Origin of the sequence: Paenibacillus sp. FSL R7-0302 (genome assembly GCF_038006885.1) — a bacterium.
GTDB lineage: Bacteria > Bacillota > Bacilli > Paenibacillales > Paenibacillaceae > Paenibacillus_AQ.
In genome coordinates this window covers 4594640-4619207 of record NZ_JBBOWB010000001.1, presented here as the reverse complement: position 1 = coordinate 4619207, position 24568 = coordinate 4594640, and the positions used below count along the sequence as shown (strand labels likewise).

General features: G+C 51.6%; 20 protein-coding genes and 1 riboswitch. Of the genes, 14 read left to right on the top strand and 6 right to left on the bottom strand.

The genetic code is table 11. From position 1 onward, the window contains the following. The first annotated feature begins 8 nt into the window (after positions 1–8). The 4 genes from MKY96_RS19975 (at position 9) to MKY96_RS19960 (ending at position 5679) form a co-directional block, all read left to right on the top strand. Positions 9–1589, top strand: a complete 1581-nt coding sequence (locus MKY96_RS19975) for a helix-turn-helix domain-containing protein (RefSeq protein ID WP_340942661.1) — start codon at positions 9–11, stop codon at positions 1587–1589. Between the two features lie 248 nt (positions 1590–1837). Further along, positions 1838–2884 carry a D-xylose ABC transporter substrate-binding protein gene (gene xylF / locus MKY96_RS19970; RefSeq protein ID WP_340944654.1) on the top strand — a complete coding sequence of 349 codons (1047 nt, stop codon included), beginning with the start codon at positions 1838–1840 and terminating at the stop codon, positions 2882–2884. Between the two features lie 87 nt (positions 2885–2971). Continuing rightward, on the top strand, positions 2972–4483 hold the full coding sequence (locus tag MKY96_RS19965) for a xylose ABC transporter ATP-binding protein (protein WP_209878383.1): 1512 nt from the start codon (positions 2972–2974) through the stop codon (positions 4481–4483). Between the two features lie 2 nt (positions 4484–4485). Next, on the top strand, positions 4486–5679 hold the full coding sequence (locus MKY96_RS19960; protein WP_340942657.1) for a sugar ABC transporter permease: 1194 nt from the start codon (positions 4486–4488) through the stop codon (positions 5677–5679). Positions 5680–5748: 69 nt separating this feature from the next. Here MKY96_RS19960 and MKY96_RS19955 read toward each other — a convergent pair whose 3' ends face one another. From MKY96_RS19955 to MKY96_RS19940, 4 genes are all read right to left on the bottom strand, one after another. After that, complete coding sequence (locus MKY96_RS19955; RefSeq protein WP_340942654.1) at positions 5749–6039, bottom strand: hypothetical protein; 291 nt, start codon at positions 6037–6039, stop codon at positions 5749–5751. 65 nt (positions 6040–6104) lie between these two features. Further along, the gene (locus MKY96_RS19950) at positions 6105–6845 is read right to left on the bottom strand and encodes an IS3 family transposase (RefSeq protein ID WP_340942648.1); all 741 of its coding nucleotides are present in this window, start codon (positions 6843–6845) and stop codon (positions 6105–6107) included. Continuing rightward, positions 6830–6991 carry a hypothetical protein gene (locus MKY96_RS19945; RefSeq protein ID WP_340942646.1) on the bottom strand — a complete coding sequence of 54 codons (162 nt, stop codon included), beginning with the start codon at positions 6989–6991 and terminating at the stop codon, positions 6830–6832. Before MKY96_RS19945 ends, MKY96_RS19950 begins: the two co-directional genes overlap by 16 nt. 50 nt (positions 6992–7041) lie before the next feature. Next, positions 7042–7356 (bottom strand): helix-turn-helix domain-containing protein, encoded by a 315-nt coding sequence (locus MKY96_RS19940; protein WP_340942644.1) that lies wholly within the window; start codon positions 7354–7356, stop codon positions 7042–7044. A 238-nt stretch (positions 7357–7594) separates the two neighbouring features. Here MKY96_RS19940 and MKY96_RS19935 point away from each other — a divergent pair, with 238 nt between their 5' ends. Beyond that, positions 7595–7966, top strand: a complete 372-nt coding sequence (locus tag MKY96_RS19935; protein WP_340942642.1) for a hypothetical protein — start codon at positions 7595–7597, stop codon at positions 7964–7966. Positions 7967–7974: 8 nt separating this feature from the next. On the opposite strand, the gene MKY96_RS19930 is transcribed toward MKY96_RS19935, so the two are convergent. Further along, the gene (locus tag MKY96_RS19930) at positions 7975–8361 is read right to left on the bottom strand and encodes a cytochrome C oxidase subunit II (RefSeq protein WP_340942641.1); all 387 of its coding nucleotides are present in this window, start codon (positions 8359–8361) and stop codon (positions 7975–7977) included. A 241-nt stretch (positions 8362–8602) separates the two neighbouring features. On the opposite strand from MKY96_RS19930, the gene MKY96_RS19925 reads away from it, so the two are divergent. Then, on the top strand, positions 8603–9736 hold the full coding sequence (locus MKY96_RS19925; protein ID WP_340942640.1) for a GGDEF domain-containing protein: 1134 nt from the start codon (positions 8603–8605) through the stop codon (positions 9734–9736). A 44-nt stretch (positions 9737–9780) separates the two neighbouring features. Here MKY96_RS19925 and MKY96_RS19920 read toward each other — a convergent pair whose 3' ends face one another. Beyond that, positions 9781–10128 carry a phage holin family protein gene (locus MKY96_RS19920; RefSeq protein WP_076083650.1) on the bottom strand — a complete coding sequence of 116 codons (348 nt, stop codon included), beginning with the start codon at positions 10126–10128 and terminating at the stop codon, positions 9781–9783. A gap of 152 nt (positions 10129–10280) precedes the next feature. On the opposite strand from MKY96_RS19920, the gene MKY96_RS19915 reads away from it, so the two are divergent. The 8 genes from MKY96_RS19915 to MKY96_RS19880 all read left to right on the top strand — a co-directional run bounded on the left by MKY96_RS19915 (position 10281) and on the right by MKY96_RS19880 (position 24556). Continuing rightward, on the top strand, positions 10281–12647 hold the full coding sequence (locus tag MKY96_RS19915) for an endonuclease MutS2 (protein WP_340942639.1): 2367 nt from the start codon (positions 10281–10283) through the stop codon (positions 12645–12647). A gap of 32 nt (positions 12648–12679) precedes the next feature. Next, complete coding sequence (locus tag MKY96_RS19910) at positions 12680–13099, top strand: DUF350 domain-containing protein (protein WP_036696710.1); 420 nt, start codon at positions 12680–12682, stop codon at positions 13097–13099. Positions 13100–13228: 129 nt separating this feature from the next. Then, a complete protein-coding gene (locus MKY96_RS19905; RefSeq protein WP_340942638.1) occupies positions 13229–13774 on the top strand; it encodes a hypothetical protein in 546 nt (181 codons plus the stop codon). An 81-nt stretch (positions 13775–13855) separates the two neighbouring features. After that, positions 13856–15073, top strand: a complete 1218-nt coding sequence (locus tag MKY96_RS19900; RefSeq protein ID WP_340942636.1) for an MFS transporter — start codon at positions 13856–13858, stop codon at positions 15071–15073. Positions 15074–15157: 84 nt separating this feature from the next. Beyond that, a riboswitch (cyclic di-GMP riboswitch) is annotated at positions 15158–15259 on the top strand. After that, positions 15240–19436 carry a fibronectin type III domain-containing protein gene (locus MKY96_RS19895; RefSeq protein ID WP_340942634.1) on the top strand — a complete coding sequence of 1399 codons (4197 nt, stop codon included), beginning with the start codon at positions 15240–15242 and terminating at the stop codon, positions 19434–19436. Its footprint overlaps the riboswitch before it by 20 nt. Positions 19437–19463: 27 nt before the next feature. Further along, positions 19464–22787 (top strand): fibronectin type III domain-containing protein, encoded by a 3324-nt coding sequence (locus MKY96_RS19890; RefSeq protein WP_340942633.1) that lies wholly within the window; start codon positions 19464–19466, stop codon positions 22785–22787. A 21-nt stretch (positions 22788–22808) separates the two neighbouring features. After that, a complete protein-coding gene (locus tag MKY96_RS19885; RefSeq protein ID WP_340942631.1) occupies positions 22809–23747 on the top strand; it encodes a hypothetical protein in 939 nt (312 codons plus the stop codon). Between the two features lie 14 nt (positions 23748–23761). Further along, positions 23762–24556, top strand: coding sequence for a hypothetical protein (locus MKY96_RS19880; RefSeq protein ID WP_340942630.1), 795 nt, complete (start codon positions 23762–23764; stop codon positions 24554–24556). Positions 24557–24568 lie beyond the last annotated feature (12 nt).

Below are 24568 nucleotides of genomic sequence, written 5' to 3'. Positions count from 1 at the left end.
CGATAACGATGTACAAGCTGCTGATCGCAGATGATGAAGCACTGGAGCGGGAGGGGCTGGAGCTGATGATCCGGCATCTGATCCCGGACAAATTCGAATTCCTGCATGCGGGGAACGGGCGGAAAGCGATTCAGCTGGCAGAGGAGCACCGGCCGGATATGATTTTCATGGATATTAAGATGCCCGGAATTCAGGGGCTGGAGGCGGTGCGGCAGATCCGGGAGAAGCTACCGGCGGCGCAGATTGTGATGATTACGGCCCATGACTACTTCGCGTATGCCAAGGAGGGGCTGCTGCTGGGTGTGCGCGACTATCTGCTGAAGCCGGCCCGGCGGGAAGAGGTTGCGGAGGTGCTGAGGAAGCTGATGGCGGTCATAGAGGAGGCGCGGGCGCGCAGGAATGAACAGCTGGAGCTCCAGGAAAAGCTGGCCCATCTGCTGCCGCTGGCCGAGAATGAGCTGACCCTGATGCTGATGCTGGAGCATGTGCAGGATCTGGAGCCGGAGCAGCTGGCCGGGCTGCTGGAGCTGCACTTCAGCAAGGGCTACGCAATGGTCCTGTCATTCCCCCGGCATGGGGAGACGGGCTGGGAGACATTCCGGCAGTCCAAGCGGGAGATCTATGAGGCGATCAAGCAGTTTGCCAAAACAGGACTGGGCTGCCTCGCCGGACCGCTGGCCGGGCATCAGCTGGCGCTGTTCATTCCCTTGCCGCCGGGGAGGACCGGATATTCCCAGCGCGTCAGCTCGCTGGACTGGGGAGAGCGGCTCCGCACCTATACCCGGGAGCGCTTCGGCCTGCCCCTTGGCGTCGGGATCGGCTCGATCCGTGAAGGCTGGGACGGGCTTAGCCGTTCCTACCGCGAAGCCGTCCGCGTATGTGCGGACCACCAGCATTCATTCGGTGTGCACCATTATGATGATATGATCCAGAGCTCGGGGCAGACGGCGGTCTCTCTGGATGAAGAGAAGAAGCTGCTTACCGCCCTGCTCCAGCGCAGCAAGCAGGAGGCCGCCCAGCGCTTCAGCCTGCTGTATGACTCCTTCGAGCAGGGAGGGGAGCAGCCGCTGTCCGCCGTGCGCGGGGAGGTAACCGGCCTGCTGCTGTTCCTGGCCAGAGGCGTTCACTCCACGGCCGGTGCGGAGCTGCTGGCTTCGCTGAATGCAGCGGAAGATCCGCATGCTTTGCGATTAAGCGCGGAGGCCTGGCTGGAGCGGCTGATCGATGGCCTGGAGGAGGAGCAGGAGCATCACCGGTCCCATGTGCATCAGCGGGCGCTGCTCTATATCAGCCAGAAATATAAAGAGGATATCTCCATGGAGCAAACGGCTGAATATGTGAACCTTAGCCCGCATTATTTCAGCAAATTATTCCGGCAGCATGAAGGAGAGACCTTCATCGATTATGTCACACGGCTGCGGATGAATGAAGCGAAACGCCTGATCTCTGAGGATCAGCTGAACCTGAAGGAAATCTGCTATGAAGTAGGCTATAAGGACCCGAATTATTTCAGCCGGGTCTTCAAGAAGGCTGCGGGGATGACGCCAAGCGAATTCCGCCAGCAGCAGGAGAAGCCGGGTCCTTGCTGAGCGCAGCAAGGACTTTTTTGTGCTGTTGCCCCGGTTTATCCTATGAAAGCCGGGGCGGAGAATTACATTACAGCAGGCAAGACCAAGAATGCGGGTGGAGGGCAAATAAGTGCAGGGAATCACTGCTCCTGGGGCGGTTTTTCCATGCTACACTTTTTTTGTAAGCGCAATCAAATATAGGGCTGACGAAAAGGGGCGTAGCAATCGTGAGAAAATACGGAAGAATAGTTTCCCTCGGGCTGGCGGCGATGGTGCTGGCGGCATCGGTGGCGGGCTGCGGTGTGGTCTCAAGCGGTGACAACGAGAAGAAGGAGACTGCGGGAGCGGCCAAGGACGGGGACAAAATTGTCATCGGCATGTCCATGGATACCTTGAAGGAGGAGCGCTGGCAGAAGGACCGGGATATTTTCACAGCAAAAGTACAGGAGCTTGGCGGTGAAGTGAAGGTGCTGGCGGCGAACGGAGATGATGCAACCCAGCTCAGCCAGGCGGAGCAGCTCATCTCGCAGGGTGTGGATGTCCTGGTGGTGATTGCGCATAATGCGGAGGCGACCGCTCCGATTGTGGATAAAGCGCATAAGGAAGGCATCAAGGTCATTGCCTATGACCGGCTGATTAACAATTCCGAGGTGGATTATTACATCTCCTTCGATAATGTGCGTGTCGGCGAGTTCCAGGCCCAGGCGGTCATTGATAAGGCTCCGAAAGGCAACATCGTCTACATCGGCGGTGCGGATACCGATAACAATGCCCACATGTTCAAGGAAGGCGCGATGAATATTCTGAAGCCGCTGGAAGAGAAGGGCGATATCAAAATCGTCTACGACCAGTTCTCCAAAGACTGGAAGCCGGAAGAAGCGCTGAAGAATATGGAGAATGCGCTGACCGCGAACAATAATGATGTACAGGGCGTGGTAGCTGCGAATGACGGAACAGCGGGCGGCTCGATTCAGGCGCTTACGGCGCAGGGGATGGCGGGCAAAATTCCGGTATCCGGCCAGGATGCCGACCTTGCCGCTGTACAGCGCATCGCCGAAGGCACGCAGCTGATGACGGTCTACAAGCCGATCAACGCGATTGCCACGAAGGCGGCGGAAATGGCGGTGGCGGCTGCCAAGGGCGAGACAATTTCAACTGATAAGACTGTTAACAACGGTAAAATTGATGTTCCATCCGTGCTGCTTGATCCGCTTGCCGTCAACAAGGATAACCTGGATGTGCTGATCAAGGACGGCTTCCACAAGCTGGAGGATGTGTACAAGAACGTTCCGAAGGACCAGTGGCCGAAACAATAAGGGCAGCCTGTACGGCAAGCAGATGCGGCGCCAGTGGCGAACCCGCATCTGCTTGCTGCTTGAGGGCAGGAAGGAGGAACGGCAGGCATGGATGTACTTGAAATGGTAGAGATCAGCAAGAGCTTCCCCGGTGTGAAGGCGCTGGACCATGTGAACTTCAAGGTGAAGCAAGGAGAGATTCACGCCTTGTGCGGAGAGAATGGCGCAGGCAAATCCACGCTGATGAAGGTGCTGAGCGGACTGTACCCTGCGGGGACCTACGAAGGCGAAATCCGCATCGGCGGGGAGAAGAAGGCATTCCACCAAATTACCGATGCAGAGCAGGCCGGTATTGCGATTATCCATCAGGAGCTGGCGCTCGTGAAGGAGATGACGGTCGGCGAGAATATTTTTCTGGGGGCAGAGCCGGTGAAGCGCGGGGCCATCCAATGGAATGAGCTGTACCATCAGGCATCGCTGTGGCTTAAGAAGGTGGGGTTGAACCTGTCGCCGGATACGAAGATCGGCAATCTGGGCATCGGCCAGCAGCAGCTCGTAGAGATCGCCAAGGCGCTCTCCAAGCATACCCGGATTCTCATTCTGGATGAACCGACAGCGGCGCTGACCGAGAGCGAGGTGTCCATCCTGATGGGCATCCTGAACCAGCTGCGGCGCGAAGGGGTTACCTGTGTCTATATCTCCCACAAAATGCCCGAGGTGTTCGCACTGGCCGATTCGATTACCGTGCTGCGCGACGGGCGGACGGTGGCAACCCTGGAGCGCCAGGCGACGAACGACGACCAGGTGGTATCGCTGATGGTCGGCCGTGAGCTGACCGAGCGCTATCCGCGCGTCCCGCATTCCCCCGGGGACAAGGTGCTTGAGGTCGCAGACTATAATGTCTGGCACCCGGAGAAGCGTCAGCAGAAGGTGCTTAGAGATATTGGATTTACGCTCCGCCAGGGCGAAATTCTGGGCATTGCCGGGCTGATGGGGGCCGGACGGACAGAGCTGGTCAGCAGCCTGTTCGGTGCGTATGGCGGAAGAAGCGAAGGCACGGTTCTGATCGAAGGCAAGGCCGTTAAGATCCGTTCCATTGCCGAAGCGATCAAGGCCGGGATTGCCCTGGTCACGGAAGACCGCAAGCGCCAGGGGCTGGTCATGGGGATGGATGTCAAGCGCAATACGACGCTGGCTACACTCGGCAAGGTCTCAAGGCTCGGAGTGATCAATGAGAATGAGGAGATCAAGTGGTCTGAGCAGTACGTGAAGGATCTGAAGACGAAGACTGCTTCGCTGGAGACACTGGTCGGCACACTCTCCGGGGGGAACCAGCAGAAGGTAGTTATCGGCAAATGGCTGATGAGTGACCCCAAGATTCTGATTATGGACGAACCCACCCGGGGCATCGATGTCGGGGCAAAGTACGAAATCTATAATCTGATGAACAAGCTGGTAGAGCAGGGAGTAGCTATTATAATGATCTCCTCGGAGCTTCCGGAGGTGCTCGGGATGAGCGACCGGATTCTGGTGATGTGCGAAGGACAACTGGTACGGGAATATGACTGGCGCGAGGCAACGCAGGAGAATATTATGCTGGCCGCCACAGGAGGCAGATAGAGATGCAGCTGCAAAAAGAGCTTAAGGAACCTGAAACGGTTCCGGCCGCCGGAGGATCGCGCTTGCGTACCCTGTTCGGCAAAATGGATATGCGTGCTTATACGATGATTGGCGCATTAATTCTGATCTGGGTCCTGTTCGGCGCGTTGAATCCGACCTTCCTGACCTCGCGGAACCTGTCCAATCTGTTCACGCAGATGTCGGTGACCTCTATACTCGCCATTGGCATGGTGCTGGTTATCGTAGCGGGCCATATCGATCTGTCCGTCGGCTCCATCGTCGGCTTGACCGGCGGGATGGCGGCGATTCTCAGCAACTGGCTGGAGCTGCCCGCTATCGTGGTCATTCTTGGTACCGTGGCCGCAGGTGCGGTGCTGGGTCTGGTGCAGGGCTGGCTGGTCGCCTATAAAATGATTCCCGCCTTCATCGTCACCCTCGGCGGGATGATGGTGTTCCGCGGGGTGCTGATGGGCGTGACTGAATCAATGACCATTCCGGTATCTGATCCGGTGCTGGCGCTGCTCGGCAATGCCTATTTTGCCTCAGGCTTCGGAATCATTCTGGGCGTACTCGCAGTGGCTCTGCTGCTGTATAGCGCGTTCACGAAGCGGCGCTCCCGCAAGAAATACGGGTTCACTGTCGCCCCGCTCGGCATGGATATCGCGAGGGTAACAGGACTGTCCCTGCTCGTGGTAGTCTTCGTGGCCTTGATGAACAACTACAAAGGGATTCCGTTCCCGATCATCTTCGTCATTGTGCTGGCGGCCATCTTCTACTTCCTGTCCACCAAGACGACCTTCGGCCGCCATATCTATGCCATAGGCGGTAATATTGAGGCAGCGCGGCTCTCCGGGATCAACATCAAGCGCAAGACGATGATGGTCTTCATCCTCAGCGGCCTGCTCGGCTCCATCGCCGCCATCGTGCTGACCTCCCGCCTGGCCTCGGCGACCATTACCGCAGGCAATATGGCCGAGATGGACGCCATTGCCGCCTGTGTCATCGGCGGCACCTCGCTGATGGGCGGAGCCGGAACGGTCATCGGCGCTCTGATCGGGGCGCTGGTCATGACCTCGCTCGACAACGGCATGTCGCTGATGGGACTGGAGTCGTTCTGGCAGTATGTGGTCAAAGGCTCGATCCTGGTCATCGCCGTCTGGCTGGACATTTCAGGCCGCAGCAAGGGTGTGAAGTAAGAGGAGGGGTGTAGCAGCCCCTTAAGCATACAGAGCAAATAAGCCGGCAGGGATGTTGTCCCTTCCGGCTTATTTGCTGACTAGAAAATCATTATTTTCGTCCGATATGTTGTGCGCGTAGGTGCGAGAATCGAATGTAATCGAAAAACCGATCACATTGGGCACGGCGGAGGCGAGAGGGCCGGATAAGGTCGGAAAACCGATTACATTCGGCGCTGCGGAGGTGTGTGAGCCGAATAAGGTCGAAAAACCGATTACATTGGGCGCGGCGGAGGCGAGCGGGCCGGATAAGGTCGAAAAACCGATTACATTGGGCGTGGCGGAGGCGAGCGGGCGGGATGTATGCGGAAAACCGAACACAACGGTGCGACCCCCTTATCCCGGAGTCCTCCGTATAAAATCGGTACTTGTTGTACATATGCTCTTTATTTCGCTTTTTCTCTCGGCCAGAAGAAGCGGGAGCGGTCTTCCAGGGTCAGGACCCACTCCGCAAAGGTAGCTGGCGGCATGTTCCGAAGGCTCGTATGCATTCTGCGATTGTTGTAAAAGTCCATGTACCGGTCCACCGCTTCATAGGCCTCTTCGAACGTGTCGAAGGCCTCTTTACGGAACAAATCCCGATCAATATTACTGTGGAACGATTCAATAAAAGCATTGAAATCCGGCGTTCGAGGCGGAATGCGTTCATGGGTCATTTCCCAGCTTTCACACATGTCGCCAAACAGGTGGCTGACGAACTGTGGACCGTTGTCGGTGCGGATCACCGGGCGTGCGCTGTCAGGGGCGCAGTGTTGCTCCATGGCGCGTCCCAGCGTCTGGCAGGCGTGCTTGGCCTCACACGACGATCCTCGGTGGTAGCCGACGATAACACGGGTAAACACATCGATAATGCTCAGGACAAAGAAATGCCGGTCACGGCCCGCCACGTACCCGTACTTAATGTCCATCTGCCAGAGCTGGCCCGCCCCGGTAATGACTCGGTTCTCCGGCAGCTTCCGGGGGTGCTTAAAGCGCTTGTGGCGCTGCGGCTGCAGGATATCCAGCGCCTGACACAGCCGGTAGCTTTTCTTGTGATTGAGCCTCAGCCCGTGCTGGTTCCACAAGCACTTGGCCAGCAGTTTGTACCCGTACACGTGCTCCTCTCCAGCGATTATTCCAGCAGCCATTCCTGGATTTCCTCGTCGCTAATCTTCTCTCCAGACTCGGTCAGGGAATAGCCGGGTACGGGTCTTCCGCGCCCCTGGGATACGGCCTGTGCAACCTGCTTCTTGCGTTTCTTACGGTCGTAATACGTAGACTCTGCTAGCCCCACGAGACGTAGTACCAACGCTGCGGTATTCCCCTGCTTAATGAATAGGTCGGCTACCTCGATTTTTTCGGATAAGCAGGGGTTGGCTTTTTTAGCAGTTCACGTAGAATCTCGATCTCTAACTCCTTTTCGCCGAGGATCTTGACGGCCTTCTCGTATTTCTGCTCCACTTCCAGGAGGCGCTTCAGTTCCTCCACCTGCTCCTGGGGATACGGATGATCTTGTTCCCCATGGATCTCTCGGTAGTCCCTCACCCACTGATTCACCGTCGATGGGGTCACCCCATACTTTCGGGCAACCACCGCTGCCTTAATGCCAGACAACACCTCTTGCGCAGCCTTCTCTCTTGTTCCTGTTAAGTGTCCCATACCGTTCATCCTCCTCCTATATCTAGTCTACATTTTTGTGGGGGAGGACTCCAACTTCTTTAGGGGGCTGTGGAGACAATGTGTCGTACGGGGGTGGGGGAGCCGAATGTATGCGGAAAACCGAACACAATGTGCCAATACTGAGGTGAAGGGTCGGGTGCAGGCCAAACGAGCTAATGAGGTGCACTAGTGCTGCACAATTGCCCTTGAGTCACTGGAAAGTTGACCAACTGAGCGAATGAAGGAAATGAAAGGGATAAATCCCTCTGAATCCGCCGAATGCGGGCGTACGGATCAAATGAAAGGGATAAATCCCTCTGAATCCGCCGAATGCGGGCGTACGGATCAAACGAAAGGGATAAATCCCTCTGAATCCGCCGAAAGTGAGCGGACGGATCAAATAAAAGGGATAAATCCCTCTGAATTCGCCGAAAGTGGGCGGACGGATCAAACGAAAGGGATAAATCCCTCTGATTCCGTCGAAAGTGGTCGGACGGAGGAAATGAAAGGGATAAATCCCTCTGAATTCGCCGAAAGTGGGCGGACGGATCAAACGAAAGGGATAAATCCTTCAGAGCCCGCCGGAAGCTGGGTTATTCCACTCTGTTAATCCCCCCTTTATTCCACAATAATCTTAGCGGTCATTGCGCTGTGGCCGGAGCCGCACATGATGGCACAGGTCATCTCGAAGGTTCCGGCTTCCTCGGGCAGCACCACCTGCGAGGCGTTCTTGGCGTCCAGCCGCAGCTTCATCTCCGGGATCAGAATGCCGTGATTGCCGCTCTCATTTTCAAAGATGATTTTGACAGGGACACCCTTCTTCAAATGGTACTCCGGCTGGTCAAAGCTATAATTGCTGGCCGTAATGACGAGTTCTTCCTCCGCCGTCAGATTGCTCCCGGCAGCTGCGTTGTTTGCGCTATCAGAATTGCTGCTGTTCCCTCCGCAGGCCGTTAGCAGAAGCACAAAAAGAATAGAACAAAGAATAGCCGACTTCCTGATCATATGCATCCTCCTCATCTACTTGGACAGTTGACCTTAGCATAGCCTAAATCGGTCAAGTTGTCTTGATCAATCTATGAAAAACACTCTATCCACCGTTATTCAACGTAGCTGCAAACTTTGTCGAATTTTGCAAAAATATGATGCAAAATAGTTTAAAATTAATTATAATTAAGCCTAATATAATTAAAGCTTCATATTATTCCACTAGAAGCAGGGGAGTCAGATCATTATAGATTACGCGTTGCAAAGTGCAGAGAGATGGCACCGGAGAATATTGTATGGCTACTGGATCATCGTACTCTGTCTGCTGCTCGCCCAGTTCCTGTATATGCTGTACTCCCGTTCTGCCCAGATGCAGACGATTTTTAGTCCCGGCAAAGGCCATGTGTTCATAGTCTGCAACCTGATGATTGTCCTGACAATGGCTTCTGCCGAGGTCTGGCTGCGGCGCTCGTTCCGTTATCATAAGCAGGCGGTTGTAGTCTGCAGCTTTATGGTTTCCTATCTGATGTATTTTGTGCTTGAGCCTTATGTAGACGGTGCCCAGATGACGCTGATGATGCCGATTATGCTGGCCCTCATCTATTTCGACCAGCGGTTGCTGTATTCGCTTGGAGCGTTTAGCATTGTATTCTACGGGGGGATCTATTTCGGGCTTGAACGGCCGCTGCTTGGTAAGCCGCTGCTGGAGTTTGTGCTGGTGGAGTGTGTGTATGTTGTTTTTGCCCTGATGGCGCAGGCTGTGATCCTCCGTGGCCGCGAGACGCGCGAATATCTGGAGCAGCTCACCAAGTCGGAGCAGGAGCTGATGGTAGAGCGGGCGATTTCGGACAAGCTGCTGAAGATGGATGCGTTAACCGGCCTATATAATCACAAGACGTTCCATGAGTATCTGGATTCGCTGCTGGAGCAGTGTGAGAGCAACGGACTGAGGCTGCAGCTTGCGCTGCTGGACATCGATAATTTCAAGCAGGTCAATGACAGATACGGACACTGGGTGGGCGATCTTGTGCTGAAAGAGGTGGCGGCCAAGATGGGCAGCCTGATCGGGTTGAATGACTTCGCGGCAAGGTATGGCGGGGAAGAATTCGCAGTGATTTTTACGGATAAAAGCTTCCAGGAAGCCTACGCTGCTGTCGAACAAATGCGTATCAGCATTGCCGCCATGTGCCATCCGTATGCCGGGAACAAGCCCATTACTGTCAGTATCGGACTATGTCACTACCAGCTTGGAGACGGCAAGGAGCTGTTGTTCCGCAAGACGGACGATTCGCTCTATACAGCCAAGCGCAGCGGGAAAAATGCTGTGGTGACCTCTGCGGTTACTTCCGGTGAAGAACATAAATTTACAGAAAACCCCCAAGTTCCGATATAAACCGGGAGCTGGGGGTTTCATTGTCTGCACGGGCCTGGCGTAAGTTATTTGCCTGCCTCGAACGGAGTGGATACCGGCAGGAAGAGGTCGATGATCCCGATGACCAGTGCGGCAAGCAAGGCACCAAGCACCGAGACACTGACTCCGCTGACGACAAACTGGGCAATCCAGATAACCAGAGCGCTGACCAGGAAGCCGACGATACCGCGGCCGAAGGGCGTTGTTTTTTTGCCGAAAATGCCTTCAACGACCCAGCCGAGCAGCGCGATCACCAGAGCAAGCATGAATGCGCTCCAGAATCCCCCGACCGTGAACTGCGGAACAATCCAGCCGACCACCATCAGCACGATTGCAGCGACTATGAACCGTACTACATGAGCTAAGAATCTCAATGAACTAACCTCCTTTGGCGTTCGCTTAAGGATATGTGCGTTGTTATTGTGGCCCGAAGCCGGTTTTCTATGCCCAGAAATCATACCCAAATAGCGAAAATGGGCTAAATTAGGTATAATGGTTCCATCTATGAAGGGAGCTGTGACAGTAATTGGACGACAAAATTTTGCATACGCTTGAATATCGCAAGATTTTAAATAAATTGATGCAGTATACGCAGACGCCGATGGGACGGCTGACCGCCGAGCTCCTGAAGCCTTCCGGTGATTTCGAAGGGGTGAAGAAGCTCCTGCAGGCTACGGATGAGGCGGTAAATGTTGACCGGTTGAAGGGAATTCCCTCCTTCGGCGGCGTGACCGATATCCGTCCTGCGCTGAAGCGTGCATCAATTGGCGGGATGCTGGGCACAGCAGAGCTGCTTGCGGTAGGCAACACGATTGGCGGGGCCCGCCGGGTCAAGCGGTTCCTGAATGCCATGCATGACGATGAGAGCATTCCTGCCCTCTTCGCGCAGAGTGATCTGCTGTCGGAGCAGAAGCATGTTGAGGATGCCATCCGCATGTGTATTGACGAGAACGCCGATGTGATGGATTCGGCGAGCACGGAGCTTGCCGCCATCCGCCGCGAGCTGCGCGGGGGAGAGACACGCATCCGTGAGAAGCTGGATTCGATGATCCGCTCGTCTTCGGTCTCGAAGATGCTGCAGGATCAGCTCGTGACGATCCGTGGTGACCGGTTCGTCATTCCGGTCAAGGCAGAGTACCGCGCCCACTTCGGCGGTATCGTGCATGACCAGTCGGGCTCAGGAGCCACGCTGTTCATCGAGCCGGAATCCATTGTGGCGATGAACAACAAGCTGCGGGAGACGCGGCTGCGCGAAGAACGCGAGATTGAGATCATCCTGCACCGGCTGACTGCGCTGGTAGGCGATATTGCCGAGGAGATGGCTTATGATATCGACATTCTCGGCGAGCTGGACTTCATCTTCGCCAAGGCGCGGCTCGCACGCGACCTGAAGGCTACCCAGCCGCGGATGAATGACCGCGGATACCTGCGCCTGCGCAAGGGCCGCCATCCGCTAATTCCGGCGGAGCAGGTTGTGCCTCTGGATGTGGAACTGGGCAATGATTACCGCTCCATCATCGTGACTGGACCGAATACGGGCGGAAAGACTGTGACCCTCAAGACGATCGGCCTGCTCAGTCTGATGGCCATGTCCGGTCTATTCATTCCGGCCGAGGAAGGCAGCCAGCTGTGTGTCTTCGATGCGATCTACGCTGACATCGGCGATGAGCAGAGCATCGAGCAGAGCCTCAGTACCTTCTCCAGCCATATGACGAATATTATATCCATTCTGAAGCGGATGACACCGAAGAGTCTGATTCTGCTCGATGAGGTCGGGGCAGGAACAGATCCGGCTGAAGGCTCTGCGCTCGCGATAGCGATTCTGGAGAATATTCACCGGACGGAATCCCGGATGGTTGCTACTACACATTACAGTGAACTGAAGGCATACGCTTATGAACGGGCAGGCGTTATTAACGCCAGTATGGAATTCGACGTGCAGAGCCTGAGTCCTACTTACCGGCTGCTGGTCGGTGTACCTGGACGAAGCAATGCGTTCGCTATTGCTGAACGCCTCGGGATGCCAAGTGCGATCCTTGAGCATGCGCGCGGCGAAGTGAAGGAAGAAGATATGCGCGTTGAGCATATGATTGCGTCCCTTGAGGAGAACCGCCTCACCGCGGAGAACGAACGCGTACGGGCGGAAGAGATTCGCCGCGAAGCGGAGGAATTCCGCAAGCGGCAGCAGCAGGAGCTGGAGAAGCTCGAAGGCTCACGCGACAAACGTCTGGAGAAGGCAGAGAAGGATGCCAGCGATCTTCTGGCCAAGGCGCGCAAGGAAGCTGAGGAGATTATCAGTGACCTCCGCCGCCTGGCGCTGGAGGAAGGCGCGTCCGTCAAGGAGCATAAGCTGATCGAAGCGCGCCGCCGGCTGGATGAAGCAGAGCCTGCCCCGCGTAAGAAGGCTGTGCCGCGCAGCACGGTCAAGGCGCCGCGCAAGATTCAGCCAGGGGATGAAGTTAAGGTAGCGAATGTGAATCAGAAGGGCCTTGTGGTTGAGCTGAGCGGCACCAAGGAAGCTGTTGTACAATTCGGCATCATGAAGATGAAGGTCAATCTGAGTGATCTGGAGTTCCTGGCTTCCGCACCGGATGCTCCTCCGCCGGCTCTGCGCAGGGCGACAACGGTCAAGCGTACACGTGATGAGAATATCCGTAATGAGCTTGATTTGCGCGGAGCGAACCTGGAGGAGGCGATAATGGAGACCGACCGCTTCATCGACGAAGCTTTTCTCGGCAATTTGGGGCAGATCTCCATTATCCACGGCAAGGGGACGGGAGTCCTGCGGACAGGAATACAGGAATACCTCCGCAAGCACAAGCATGTCAAAAGCTATCGGCTCGGGAACTACAATGAAGGCGGCGCGGGTGTGACGGTAGCTGAACTGGAGTAGCGCCCATAGTCCGGCAGGGAAGAGGGAAAAGTGTGCAGGATAATATTGATCTTTTGCTGGAACATCCGCTGGGGGCGCTGCTAGGCTACTTCACTGTCGCCATATTGGGGCTGGTCGTATTTTTGTCCTTCTTCGAAATGGTGACGAAATACAACTGCTGGGAAGAGATCCGCAAGGGGAATGTGGCCGTAGCCATGGCAACCGGAGGCAAAATCTTCGGAATCTGCAACATCTTACGCTTCAGCATTGAAGCGGGGGCATCAATCTATGAGACGATGAAATGGTCGGTTGTAGGCTTTTTGCTGCTGCTGCTGGCTTACTTCCTGTTCGAGTTTTTTACTCCGGTCTTTTCAATTGATGAAGAGATTGCTGCGGATAACCGGGCCGTAGGACTGACAGCTATGCTGCTCTCCATATCCTTGTCCTATGTTATCGGCGCGGCCATATTCTGAATAGGGGGCAGGAATGATGAAGATTCTGGTTCGGATTTTGTTTATTTCCGCCCTGGCATTTCTAGCGGCCGGCATTATATATTTAACGGTAAATTGAACCGAATGTGAGGAACGAAGGAGATTATACAGATGGAGACAACAGTTTGCCCATGGTGCCATACCGAGATAGTATGGGATGAGGAGTTTGGACCCGAAGATACCTGTCCTCATTGCAACAACGAGCTTAGCGGATACCGCACAGTGACGATAGGTGCAGAGGATCTGGAGGATGAAGAGCCGGATACACAGGAAGCTTCCAGGGAGGAAAAGATCAGCGACGATGATTTGTGGGATGACGACGACAAGGATAGCGTGGTGCCTGTATGGGGTACGCTGGGCCAGTTCGGCGATGACTATGATCTGAAGCGTTATGAGGACAAGGTCTCCGCTATTCTGGCTGCCCAGCTGGAAGCGCCGGAATGTCCGCAATGCCATGAGCTGATGCTTCACTCCGGTACGCAGCAGGTGGACGGGTTCACCCCGGCAACGCCGGGAGCGCTGGGCGGTGCAGCTGTGCTGAAGCCTCCTTTTGCGCTGAATCTGTACGTCTGTCCTTCCTGCTTCCATGTGCAGCACAGCCTGGCGCAGGAAGACCGCATCCAGCTTGTCCGCAATCTCAGCACCTCAGCCGAATAAAGATCGGATTCATGCTTTCCCTGCCGTCTGGACATGATATGGATAGATGAAGTGTCTAAGGACGAGCAGGGAGGGCTAAGCATGAGAGGTTCAGAACGGGGACAGGCGGCGCTGCTGCTGGCTGTAGGCGGGCTATACCTTCTGGCTACAGTGCTTGCAGGAACGTTCCTCAACGTATATCTGTGGAAAAGCCGGCAGAACTTCGCCATGATCGGCTGGTTCACCGTGGCCCAGCAGCTTGCCGTGGGTCTCAGCTTTTGGCTGGGCGGCAAGTGGGTGAAAGAGCGTAACACAATGAATGCCCTACGGCTGGGAATTGCCGTATCGGGCTTTTTTTATTTGCTGGTGCTGTGGCTGCGGGGCGACGCGATTCATTACATTTGGCCGCTGGGCGGGGTCCTCGGGCTATCCATCGGGCTGTACTGGCTGGCGTTCAATATTGTTTTCTTCGAGATTACGGATGCCAAGAACCGCGATTACTATAACGGGTGGATGGGCCTGCTGGGTTCCCTGACGGGAATAGCCGGACCCTGGGTGTCCGGCTGGATGATCTCCCGTTGGCATGGCGGGCAGGGATACCGCATGGTATTTATACTGTCGCTCTGTATTTACGGGGTTGCTGCTATACTCAGCTTCGGCCTGCGCAAGCGGCCGCGCGGCGAAGCCTATCTCTGGCTGGAGCCCTGGCGCGAGCTTACCCGCAGACGCAGCTCTTGGCGTCCAGTGGCGGCAGCGCTAGTGTTCCAGGGCATCCGGGAAGGCGTATTCTCCTTCCTCATCGGTCTGCTCGTCTACATTGCAGCACAGGAGGAGAGCAAGCTGGGACAGTTCGCCCTGCTGACCTCCGCCGTCTCCCTGATCAGCTATTATGCGGCCGGCAGATGGTTCAAACCCCGTGCCCGGCTCGGCGGTATGCTGGCTGGCAGCCTGCTGCTCATCGCCTTCCTTCTTCCGCTGTTGTGGAAGGTGAGCTTCACCACCCTCCTAATCATGGGAATCGGGACCTCGCTCTGCCTGCCGCTCTACATGCTGCCGATGCTGTCCACCAGCTTCGACCTGATGGGAGTGTCCGAGGAGAGCGCCGGCAAACGCGTGGAGCTGGTAGTGCTCAGGGAGCTTAGCTTGATGAGCGGCCGCCTCCTCGGCCTGCTGATCTTCATCGCCGTACTGTCGCTGGACCAGTCCCCGCAGACGATTACTCTGCTCATGCTGCTGCTGGGTGCCGCGCCGCTGGGGAGCTGGGTGGTGGTACGGGGGTTGCTGAATTGGAATGTTCACAAAAATAACAATATTATATGATTCAAATATAGGGTATTATTGCCAAGGTAAGTACAGATTGTAATTGAAGTGAATTACACATGATTTCTCTTGAATTAACCATTAGAACTAAAAAGGCAAACCTGTACGAAAGTCAGGGACGCAAAGCCACGGGCCTTATCACAGGGAGGGGGACACCCCTCTGTGAATGGCAGCCGGGCCGCTCTTTCCGGTGGTTTTTTTGCGCCCTTTTTTAAATGATTTTTTAATTGAGCGGAGGTCTTTTATGACAAATAGGAAAAGCTTGATATGTAAGGTACTGTGTTTTATTATTCTGGCTCAATTTCTCGCCCCTTTTATGGAATTCTCAGGGATGAAAATTTCCGCACAGGACAGTATGCTCAAAATCCGGTTTCAGCCCGCAGAAACTCCCGTACAGGAAGGGGAGCTTGCAGATTCTGGAGCCGTTTTTAGCGTCAAAAACCAATACTCCTACGGCTGGAACATAGATCATACTGATGCAACCGTCTCAAGAGATACATACGACGACTCCAGCATAAGCAGCCTGACACGAATCCATCCGGATGGGAAGTGGGAAATTGCGCTAGACAATGGTACTTATGAAGTCTCAGTAACCGTAGGTGACTCTGTATACAGCAGCAACAATTCACTTGCCGTAGAGAATGTCAAATTGATGGAGGGACTGTCTCTTGAAGCAGGGCAGTATAAAACGATCAAGAAGAAGGTTGCTGTTGAAGATGGAAGACTGACTTTAAGTCAAATCAATGCTACTGGAATTGAGACTGCTCTAAATAGCATAGATATTTCATTGATGAATACATACACTCCCACTTTGATCCCGCCTCAAATCCGCCTGCCTTTTGAACCCAATAAGGTTGCCGGAGACAAAGTTCTTCTGTCTGGAAGTATGACCAATATACATAACGCTCCGCCGTTTATCAGGGTAAATGGTCTGCAGGGAGAGATCTCCCGGCATATCCGCGAACAAATAGAATCCATCGGACAACAAATACAGCAGGTTAGCAAAAATGCAGTGGCAATAAGAAATGCTGATATTGAAACGATTCAAAGCTCTATCCGCTCAAACAGCAACAAGCCTGCAATAATAGCAGTTGGGCAGATGAATCTAGAATCAAGCGTTTCGTTCGGAAGTGAAGAACAGCCTGTCATCTTAATCGCAGATGGCATCAATACGAACCGGAGTCTGAATATAACAGTTTACGGATCGTTAATCCTCCGTGGAGGATTAAATGCAAATACTGAGTTGGATGTTAATGTTATCAACCCTGCACCAGATGAGAATCTTGGTAACCTATGGGTACAGGGGACTGTGCATTTGAATAATAATTCCAATGTGCATGTAGATAATGAATTGTTTGCAGGTTCTTTGGTTTATAACAATGGCTCGCTCGATCTATCCGCGAAACGGGTAGTAGTACAAGGCAATATGAATATCAATACTATGGTAACTATGAATGTAGACGAAGAAATGTCTGTAGGAGAAGTGGTATCCAATAACTCAAGGGCAGAACTTAATGTAGCCCAAGGAGACCTCTTCGTCCGGGACAACGTCAGTATAAATAATCATTTGAATATCAATACAGGCGGATTATTTGCAGTTGGCGGCAATGTCATCTCGAATCAAAGACCTGTAATTCACACGGGGAATGAGCAAGCAGGACGTACATTATTGAAGTATGTTCTGTCCGGCCTTAAGGCTGAGTATTACAGCAGTAAAGATTTTACGGGCAAGAAGGCAGTGAAGGTTGATGATACCATCTCTCTATCAGGTCAGCCTCTTCTGGGTGTGCCGGGAGTAGCGGACCAGCGCTTCTCCGTTAGATGGACTGGGCAGATTCAACCTAACTATACAGACCAATATACTTTCTCGGTTAAAACGTCAGGTGGAGTCAGACTTTGGGTGAATGATCAGCTCCTGGTCGATGCCTGGACAGCGAAGCAGCATGTGGAGCAAGGGACCATCCAGCTTGAAGCCGGTAAAAAATATGATCTGAAGATGGAATACGCGAATGACATGGGGAATCCTCAGGCCAGCTTACTGTGGGAGAGTGAGCAGCAGATTCGTGAAGTGGTACCCTCTGCATCTTTAAGACCTTTTTCTATACCAGCAGTAAATGCAAGTGCAACAGACTCAGCCATTACACTGGGCTGGCCTTCTTTGTTCAATGCGGACGGATATGAGGTGGAATTTGATAAGGAGGTTGCCGTCCTTGGCAGTGAACCTGATTTTACCAAGGAGGAGCTTAGTCCGGGAACAGAACATCTCTATCGTATTCGGGCAATCAGTGGCGACATCAAAGGGGAGTGGTCAATAACTTCTTCTTATTGGACCTTACCGGCTGCACCACTGAATATTCAAATGAATGCAACAAGCCATACCATTACTCTTGAATGGGAGCCGGTCATCGGAGCCTCCAGTTATGAAATAGAGGTTAATAACAGCACGAAGAATATAGGACCGGTGCTAACTTACCAGGAGAATGATCTGAATCCAAACATGCCCAAAGTATTCCGTATCCGGGCGGTGAACAGCAGCGGAGCAGGAGCATGGAGCGAAGTGGTTACGAAGACTACTCTGGTTGGAGTACCCTCCAAGCTGCAGGGAACAGCAGACGAGCGGTCTGTTCATCTGAACTGGGATGCTGTATCAGGGGCTGCCTCGTATGATTTGGAGATAGACGGAACCGTTAGTAATAGCATCATGGATCATTCGTATATACATGACAACCTGCAATCTAACAGCGAGCACAGTTATCGTGTACGGGCTAAGAACGATGATGGAATCAGTGAATGGAGCGATCCCATTACAGTGTACACTTCGCCTGGAGTTCCCCAGAACCTTATAGCGCAAGTCGAAGGAACCTCAGTTCATGTGACCTGGGATAAAGTGGCCGGGGCCACAGGATATGACATCGAGGTAGATGGGGACGTGCTGGATAATGAAATGAAGCTTGAATTCACTCATTCACAGCTCCCGTTGAATTCAGAGCATACCTACAGAGTGCGGGCCAAGAATGAGAACAGAGTCGGAAGCTGGACCCAAACAATTGTTTATTCTACTCATGCGGGAGTTCCTAATAATATTCAGACTACAGCGAATAGCAACGAAATCACCATAACGTGGGACATAGTTGCAGGTGCCCTGAGTTACGATATTGAACTGGATGGGACAACGATTCGCAACATTTCGGATAACCTCTACATCCACAAGAAGCTGGCACCCTTCTCCACGCACAAATATAGAGTAAGAGCTGTTAATGCGGCAGGAGCAGCCGAATGGAGCGGATACGTAACTGTAACCACGACCTTCGGCAAACCATCTAATCTGAAGGCATTAGCCAAGAATACAAGTATTGAACTTACGTGGGACAAGGTAGAGAGTGCGACTGGCTATGATCTCCTGGTAGATGGCGAGGTTCTGAATAATGAAGAATCGTTATCCTATAAGCATACTGAATTGGAACCCTATTCCTGGCATAATTATCGGGTCAGAGCGAAGCAGGGAAGCTTTCTTGGAGAATGGAGCGAACCTCTGACGATTTCAACAGTGCTCGGGATTCCGGGAAATGTAAAGACGGAGACCAAGAGCAATCAAATCCGATTATCCTGGGATTCAGTTAAGGGTGCTACCGGCTACGAAATTGAAGCGGACGGTACAATTATTGACAATGGCAGCAAGATGGCTTTCACGCATACCAGTTTGTTGCCTAACACCAAGCACAATTATCGGATACGGGCCAAGAACACTCAGGCCGTCAGCGATTGGAGTGAATGGACTACCATTGTTACTGGTGTTACAGCACCAGAGGTGCCTAAGAATCTTAGAGGTGAAGTGACGGTGAATTCCGTTCAGCTTGCCTGGGATTCCGTGAATGGCGCGTCCAGCTATGATTTGGAGATAGATGGACAAGTCGTTTCAAATTCCAACCAGTTGGAATACAAACATAGCGGACTTGAGCCCAATACAATGCACGCTTATCGCGTTCGGGCTAAGAATGCAGGAGCGACGAGCGACTGGTCAGAGATTTTGAAGAAAACAACGACTCCTGCAGTAACAATCAAGCCGGAAAAGGATACTCAGCTCAATTTTGTAATGATCATCCCTTATAAAAGTGACAAATCTGAGCGCAGAGTTACGGTCACGTATAATGCCAATGATCTTGAGGTGATGGATCTGCGGGCAGAGACTCCGGACATGGAGCTTGGGACTGGCGGTATTGCAGGCACACCAGTGAATGTAATCCAGTTTGAACCGGGGAAAATTGTCTTCAGCGTACAAATGAGCAATAAGGCTGCGATGAACACTATTATTTTCAATGCGAAGACGAATCAATTTACTAAAGTAACCTATACCATAGAGTAGATTTTATAGAGGTGAGAGTGGAAAACTATGAAAAATATATTCTTAAAATCTATTACTATTTTCATGGCATTAATGTTAATTATCCTTATTTCGGGATTGTTTCCAGGGAATGAAGTTGTCAAGGCTTCAAATACTGATATTGTTTCCTATGCGGATGTGCGTATTCCTGCTTGGTATGAGAAATCTGAAATTATTACATATGATGCGCATGGATGGTTATCCGGAGATTTTCAAGAGACAGTTATAACTGATATTCAATATAATAAATTGACAAAAAAAATGTCCCTTAGAGTAGTTCCGGCTCAATACAATTTAAAAATGTCTCTCAATACCGACACCATGTATTATAACACTTCTACATTTATTAATATGTTTGCACGGATGCAATTAAAACATCCTAACCAAGACGGTTATGGGTATTTATCGTATGAACTGGTTAAAGCCTCTTATGAAACTGTCCATAGTAGTAATTATCGTACTATTGACGCAATTATTGATGCTAGCACAGGTGTTATAAATCCAATTCAAATGGAGTTAGATGAACCTCCAACAAAACTATTATGGAGTGCGTTTTTTTCGAAAACTTTTAGTGATGGATACAACTGGCAGGGAGATAAAGAATTTTATGGAAGAAGAAATTTTGAAATTGATCTTGTTCCGAATAGTGAGCCTACCCTTGATATTTTGAATTCAAGCAATCAATTTATAAGTGGAAGCTCCAATTTCATACCCTTAGTTAGAGTTGCAGACCCTAATGGGGATCAACTTGAAATAAAATACTATTTAGATTCCGACACAGAGCCTCGAGAGGTTAAAGCAGTAACGAATACAACATCAGGCCAAACTGTTTCATTCAACGTATTAAACACTTCAAATCTGTACGAAGGCAGCCATAACATCCGCTTTACCGCCAGCGACGGAAAAGTCACCACCCAGAATTCGGTTACCATCGTTGTAGATAAATCACCACCTGTGATTGGAAATATCAATATTATTTCTTCAGATTCACAGGTTCAAGTATCGGGAACAGCGGCAGATTCCATATCAGGGCTGGATAACGTTCCATATCGTTACACAGTGGGAAGTCAGTCGAGCGGCTGGACCACAAATCCAAGCTTTACGGCAACAGGATTAACCTCCAATACCGCATTGTATACGAAGATTGAAGCGAGAGATAAAGTGGGGAATATCGCTGTTCATGAGCAGAATGTCTATACGAGAGCACAGGTTCCATCACTATCTCTTCAGCAAAATGGTGAAACCTCGCTAGTAATGCAGCTTCATGATCAGAATGCCGCTTCAACCCAATATTTAATTCAGATGGGTACTGCTTATGTTAATTCATCCGGTACGCTCACCTCTTCACCTGTATGGATTACCCCGTCTGGCAAGACCGTGGTGATTAACGGATTAACAGCAAATACTTCATACTCCTTCCAGGTGAAGGCAAGGAATAATGAAGGGCTGGAGACAGCATTTGGAGGTCCGGCAACCGGAACTACATTAGCCGCTGCACCTGAAGGGATTACTGCGGAAGCTTCACAGCAATGGATTAAGCTATCATGGCCGCCATCAGCAGGTGCATTAGGTTATGAGGTAGAGACAGGGGGAGCGATTATCAATAATGGAACCTCCACCTCATATACGCAAAATGGATTATTACCGAATACTCAGCACACCTACAGAGTTAGAATTATCAATCCGGGAGGTGCGGGGAGCTGGAGTAAGGCTTTTACTCAGATGACACTGCCTGAACCGCCGGCTTCACCACTCAATCTATTGACAGCTCCTTCGCAGAAGTTCGTTTCATTAACCTGGGATCTGGTTCCTCATGCTACACGGTATGAAGTAGAGGCAGATGGAGTTGTATTGGATAATGGAAAGCTGAACTCCTTCACGCACAAAGATCTGGAAGCCTCCACAGAGCATACGTATCGTGTGCGGGCCGGTAACGCAGGAGGGGTGAGTGAATGGAGCGCAGCTGCCATACAACAGACCTGGCCTAACCCGCCAGAGACCCCCACGAAGATATCTGCAGTACAGGATATCCATACGGTAACTGTGAAGTGGGAGGAGATGGAACGGGCCAGCGGCTACGAGATTGAAGTGGACGGGCTAATTATCGACAACAAGCAGATGACCAGCTATACGCATGAAGGATTAGAGGCTCTGAGCGGTCATACTTACCGAATTCGAGCTGTTAACATAGGAGGCAAAAGTAAGTGGAGCGCTCCTCTAGACGTGACCACTCATCCGGAAATACCAGATGTACCCACGAACATCATGACTACAGCGGATGAAGGACAGATTACAGCATCATGGCACAATGTTCCTCATACGGATAGTTACGATATTGAAGTGGATGGCGGGACTATAATCACAGTAAAGGATAACCTGTTCGTGCATGACCAGCTTGCTGCTGATTCCAAGCACACGTATCGCATCAGAGCTGCTAATATTAGCGGAACAAGCGAATGGTCTAAACCGGTAACCATGACTACTATGCCTGCTGGAATAAACACAGAATCCCTAACCAATGTAGTAGCGGTAGTGACGAATAAGTCGATTACTCTGTCGTGGGATACTGTTGCAGCGAATGCACGATATGAAATAGAAGTGGACGGCAAAATATTGGATAACGGTGCGGATACCATTTACAATCATACCGGACTGCAGGCAGAAGAGTACCATCTCTATAAAATCAGAGTGAAGCAAGGCACTGAACGTGGAGACTGGGTGGCCGTATTGGCGCTCTCTACACTACCTAACCTGCCAGACTCTCCTTCCAAAATCGAGGGCTTTGCGCAAAACAACTCGATTGAATTGCGCTGGGAGAAGATGGAGGGGGCTAGTGGCTACCAGCTTGAAGTAGACGGGAAGACAATTGATGTTGGTAACAATATCACCTATCTCCATAACGAGCTTGCTTCAGGAACCGCCCATACGTACCGGGTAAGAGCGAAGAATACTACTGGGGTGACTGCATGGAGCCCTTCCCTGCAGAAGAGTACCACCAGTCCGGATTACGTTCTTAAAGTGAAGAAGGATAAGGAAGCTAGTCTGACTTTGCTGGCTCAGAATGTACAGGATTTCAGTGAACTGGAGTTTGTAGTGACCTATAATCCCGATGAGCTTGAATTGATCGACTTATATGATTTCACTCCGGCCAGTGATCTCTCGAATGGAAGAATTGCCGGTTCTAATCTAACTGCAACCTATGCCCCCGGGAAAATCACCTTTTCCATCGATCAGAATGTTGTTCCTGGAACCTCCTGGTCTGGAGAGATTACGACGCTCACCTTCAAGTCGAAAATAACGAGCGACAGCAACGTGAAAGTTACAGTAGATTGATTGATGTTAAGGAGAATGGAAATGATCTTCAAACGAAAGCACAGATATATATCCATAGCAATTATAGTGGCGTTGCTGGCTGAAGCTGCAATTGTGACCTTTCCTAGGCTTAGCCGAGAATCAGCAGTACAAGAGTCTTCACAGCAACTAGATGAACAGACGGCTGCGGAGCTCTCGAACCTGAGCGGAGTTGCCGCAGTTAAAATATTAGAAATGAAAAAATCAGGTTCTTCCTGGAATGAAATTACGGAAACCTTAAAGCAGCAGTCGCAGGCGAACAATGATGAGGACAAGCTGGGGCGTTCCAATCTGCTGCATGAGGCGGGTCTAGGTGAGGAATTGCTTAAGGAATTGCGGCAGAAGGGCTTTCAAGATGATGAGATCATGGAAGCCAAAATGCTGGCAGAGAGAACCATGCAGCAGTTAAAGGAAGTAGTCAGCAGCGCAGCTTCTATGGTAGAGAAACCGGAAGCATCCGCAGAACCGTTCGGCTCAGCTGAGGAGGACATGCAGTCTGCATTCGTAACGATTAACGAGCAATTTAATGAGGGAGAGGCGGTTACTCTCCTTCTTACCTTGCAGCAGGAATTCGGTTCCATGGAAGCCGTAATGAATGAATATTTACTGTCGCTTCAGATTGGGCTGAATCTCAAGGACTATATCACTGACCCCAAAGCGTATCAGGAAAATAAAGAGCAGCAAACGATCACACTCAAAGAGAGCGAGAGGGTAACGCAGGACGCTCTGGAGAAGCGAATGCTTGAGCAATTACAGCAGGCGAGTCAAGCACCCAACCTTGAAGTTGAAGAGAGGGTTAGTGGTCCCGAAAATATTGTAACTGATGACAAGGAGTCACTAGTTCCTGATATTAATCCGCCTACGGTGCAGGATGTAAGACCAGAGAATCCGGGTGAAGCAGTCAGACAAGAGATTCAGGCGATGAATCCTAATTACAAATAGAGGAGTTAAGAGGAATGAACAAACGCAAGGTCATTCAAGCTTCCGCTTTAATCATCATTCTGGTTCTGGTACTCCAGGCAGGAGTATTTGCCTATGCCAAGGTGGCCGTTACTCCTAAGGCAGAGACTGAAGAAAGTCAGGAAACGAATACCGGATCTGTTCAGTCTGAAGTGGTTCGGAGTACATATGATCAGTTCCTGAAGGAATTCAGTGTTCAAGAGACATACCGTAAACAGATTGAAGAGTTGGTTGCCGGCGGTTATAGCCGTGCTGCGGTCATGACCGCTTATGACTTTTTATACCACAATTTCGGTAATGTGAACGATTGGACCGCCATGCTTGAGGCCAGAAATACAGGCAAGACCTGGGAGACGCTTTTCACACAATATCGTGAGACCCATAAGGAGTTTATCCCCAGATCCTTCGAATCGGAAGAGCTTGAGCTTCTAATGCAGGTGCAGGGAGCGACTTCAGACGATATTATGATCGCCGACAGACTATCTTTCGTAACCGGCAAGCTGTTTGGAGATTTACTGAATGCGAAGCTGAAAAGTGGCAATTGGAGCAGCATTTTTGAGCAGGAAAAGGTATTGTACAGCGGGAATCCGTTTCCCAGGGTTCAGATAACAGAGGAAGAAGTTCGTAAATATACTGGGCAAGGCAAGCTTTCTGATCAGCAGGTTACACATGCCTTTGTCCTCGCACAGAAGCTTGGAGAGTCTGCCAAGGTTGTAGTGACTCAAGTGGCGCAAGGGATTTCAGATGAAATGATCATGGCCCAAGGTTATACGGAAAAGTACGGGCAATAATTTAACTGGCAG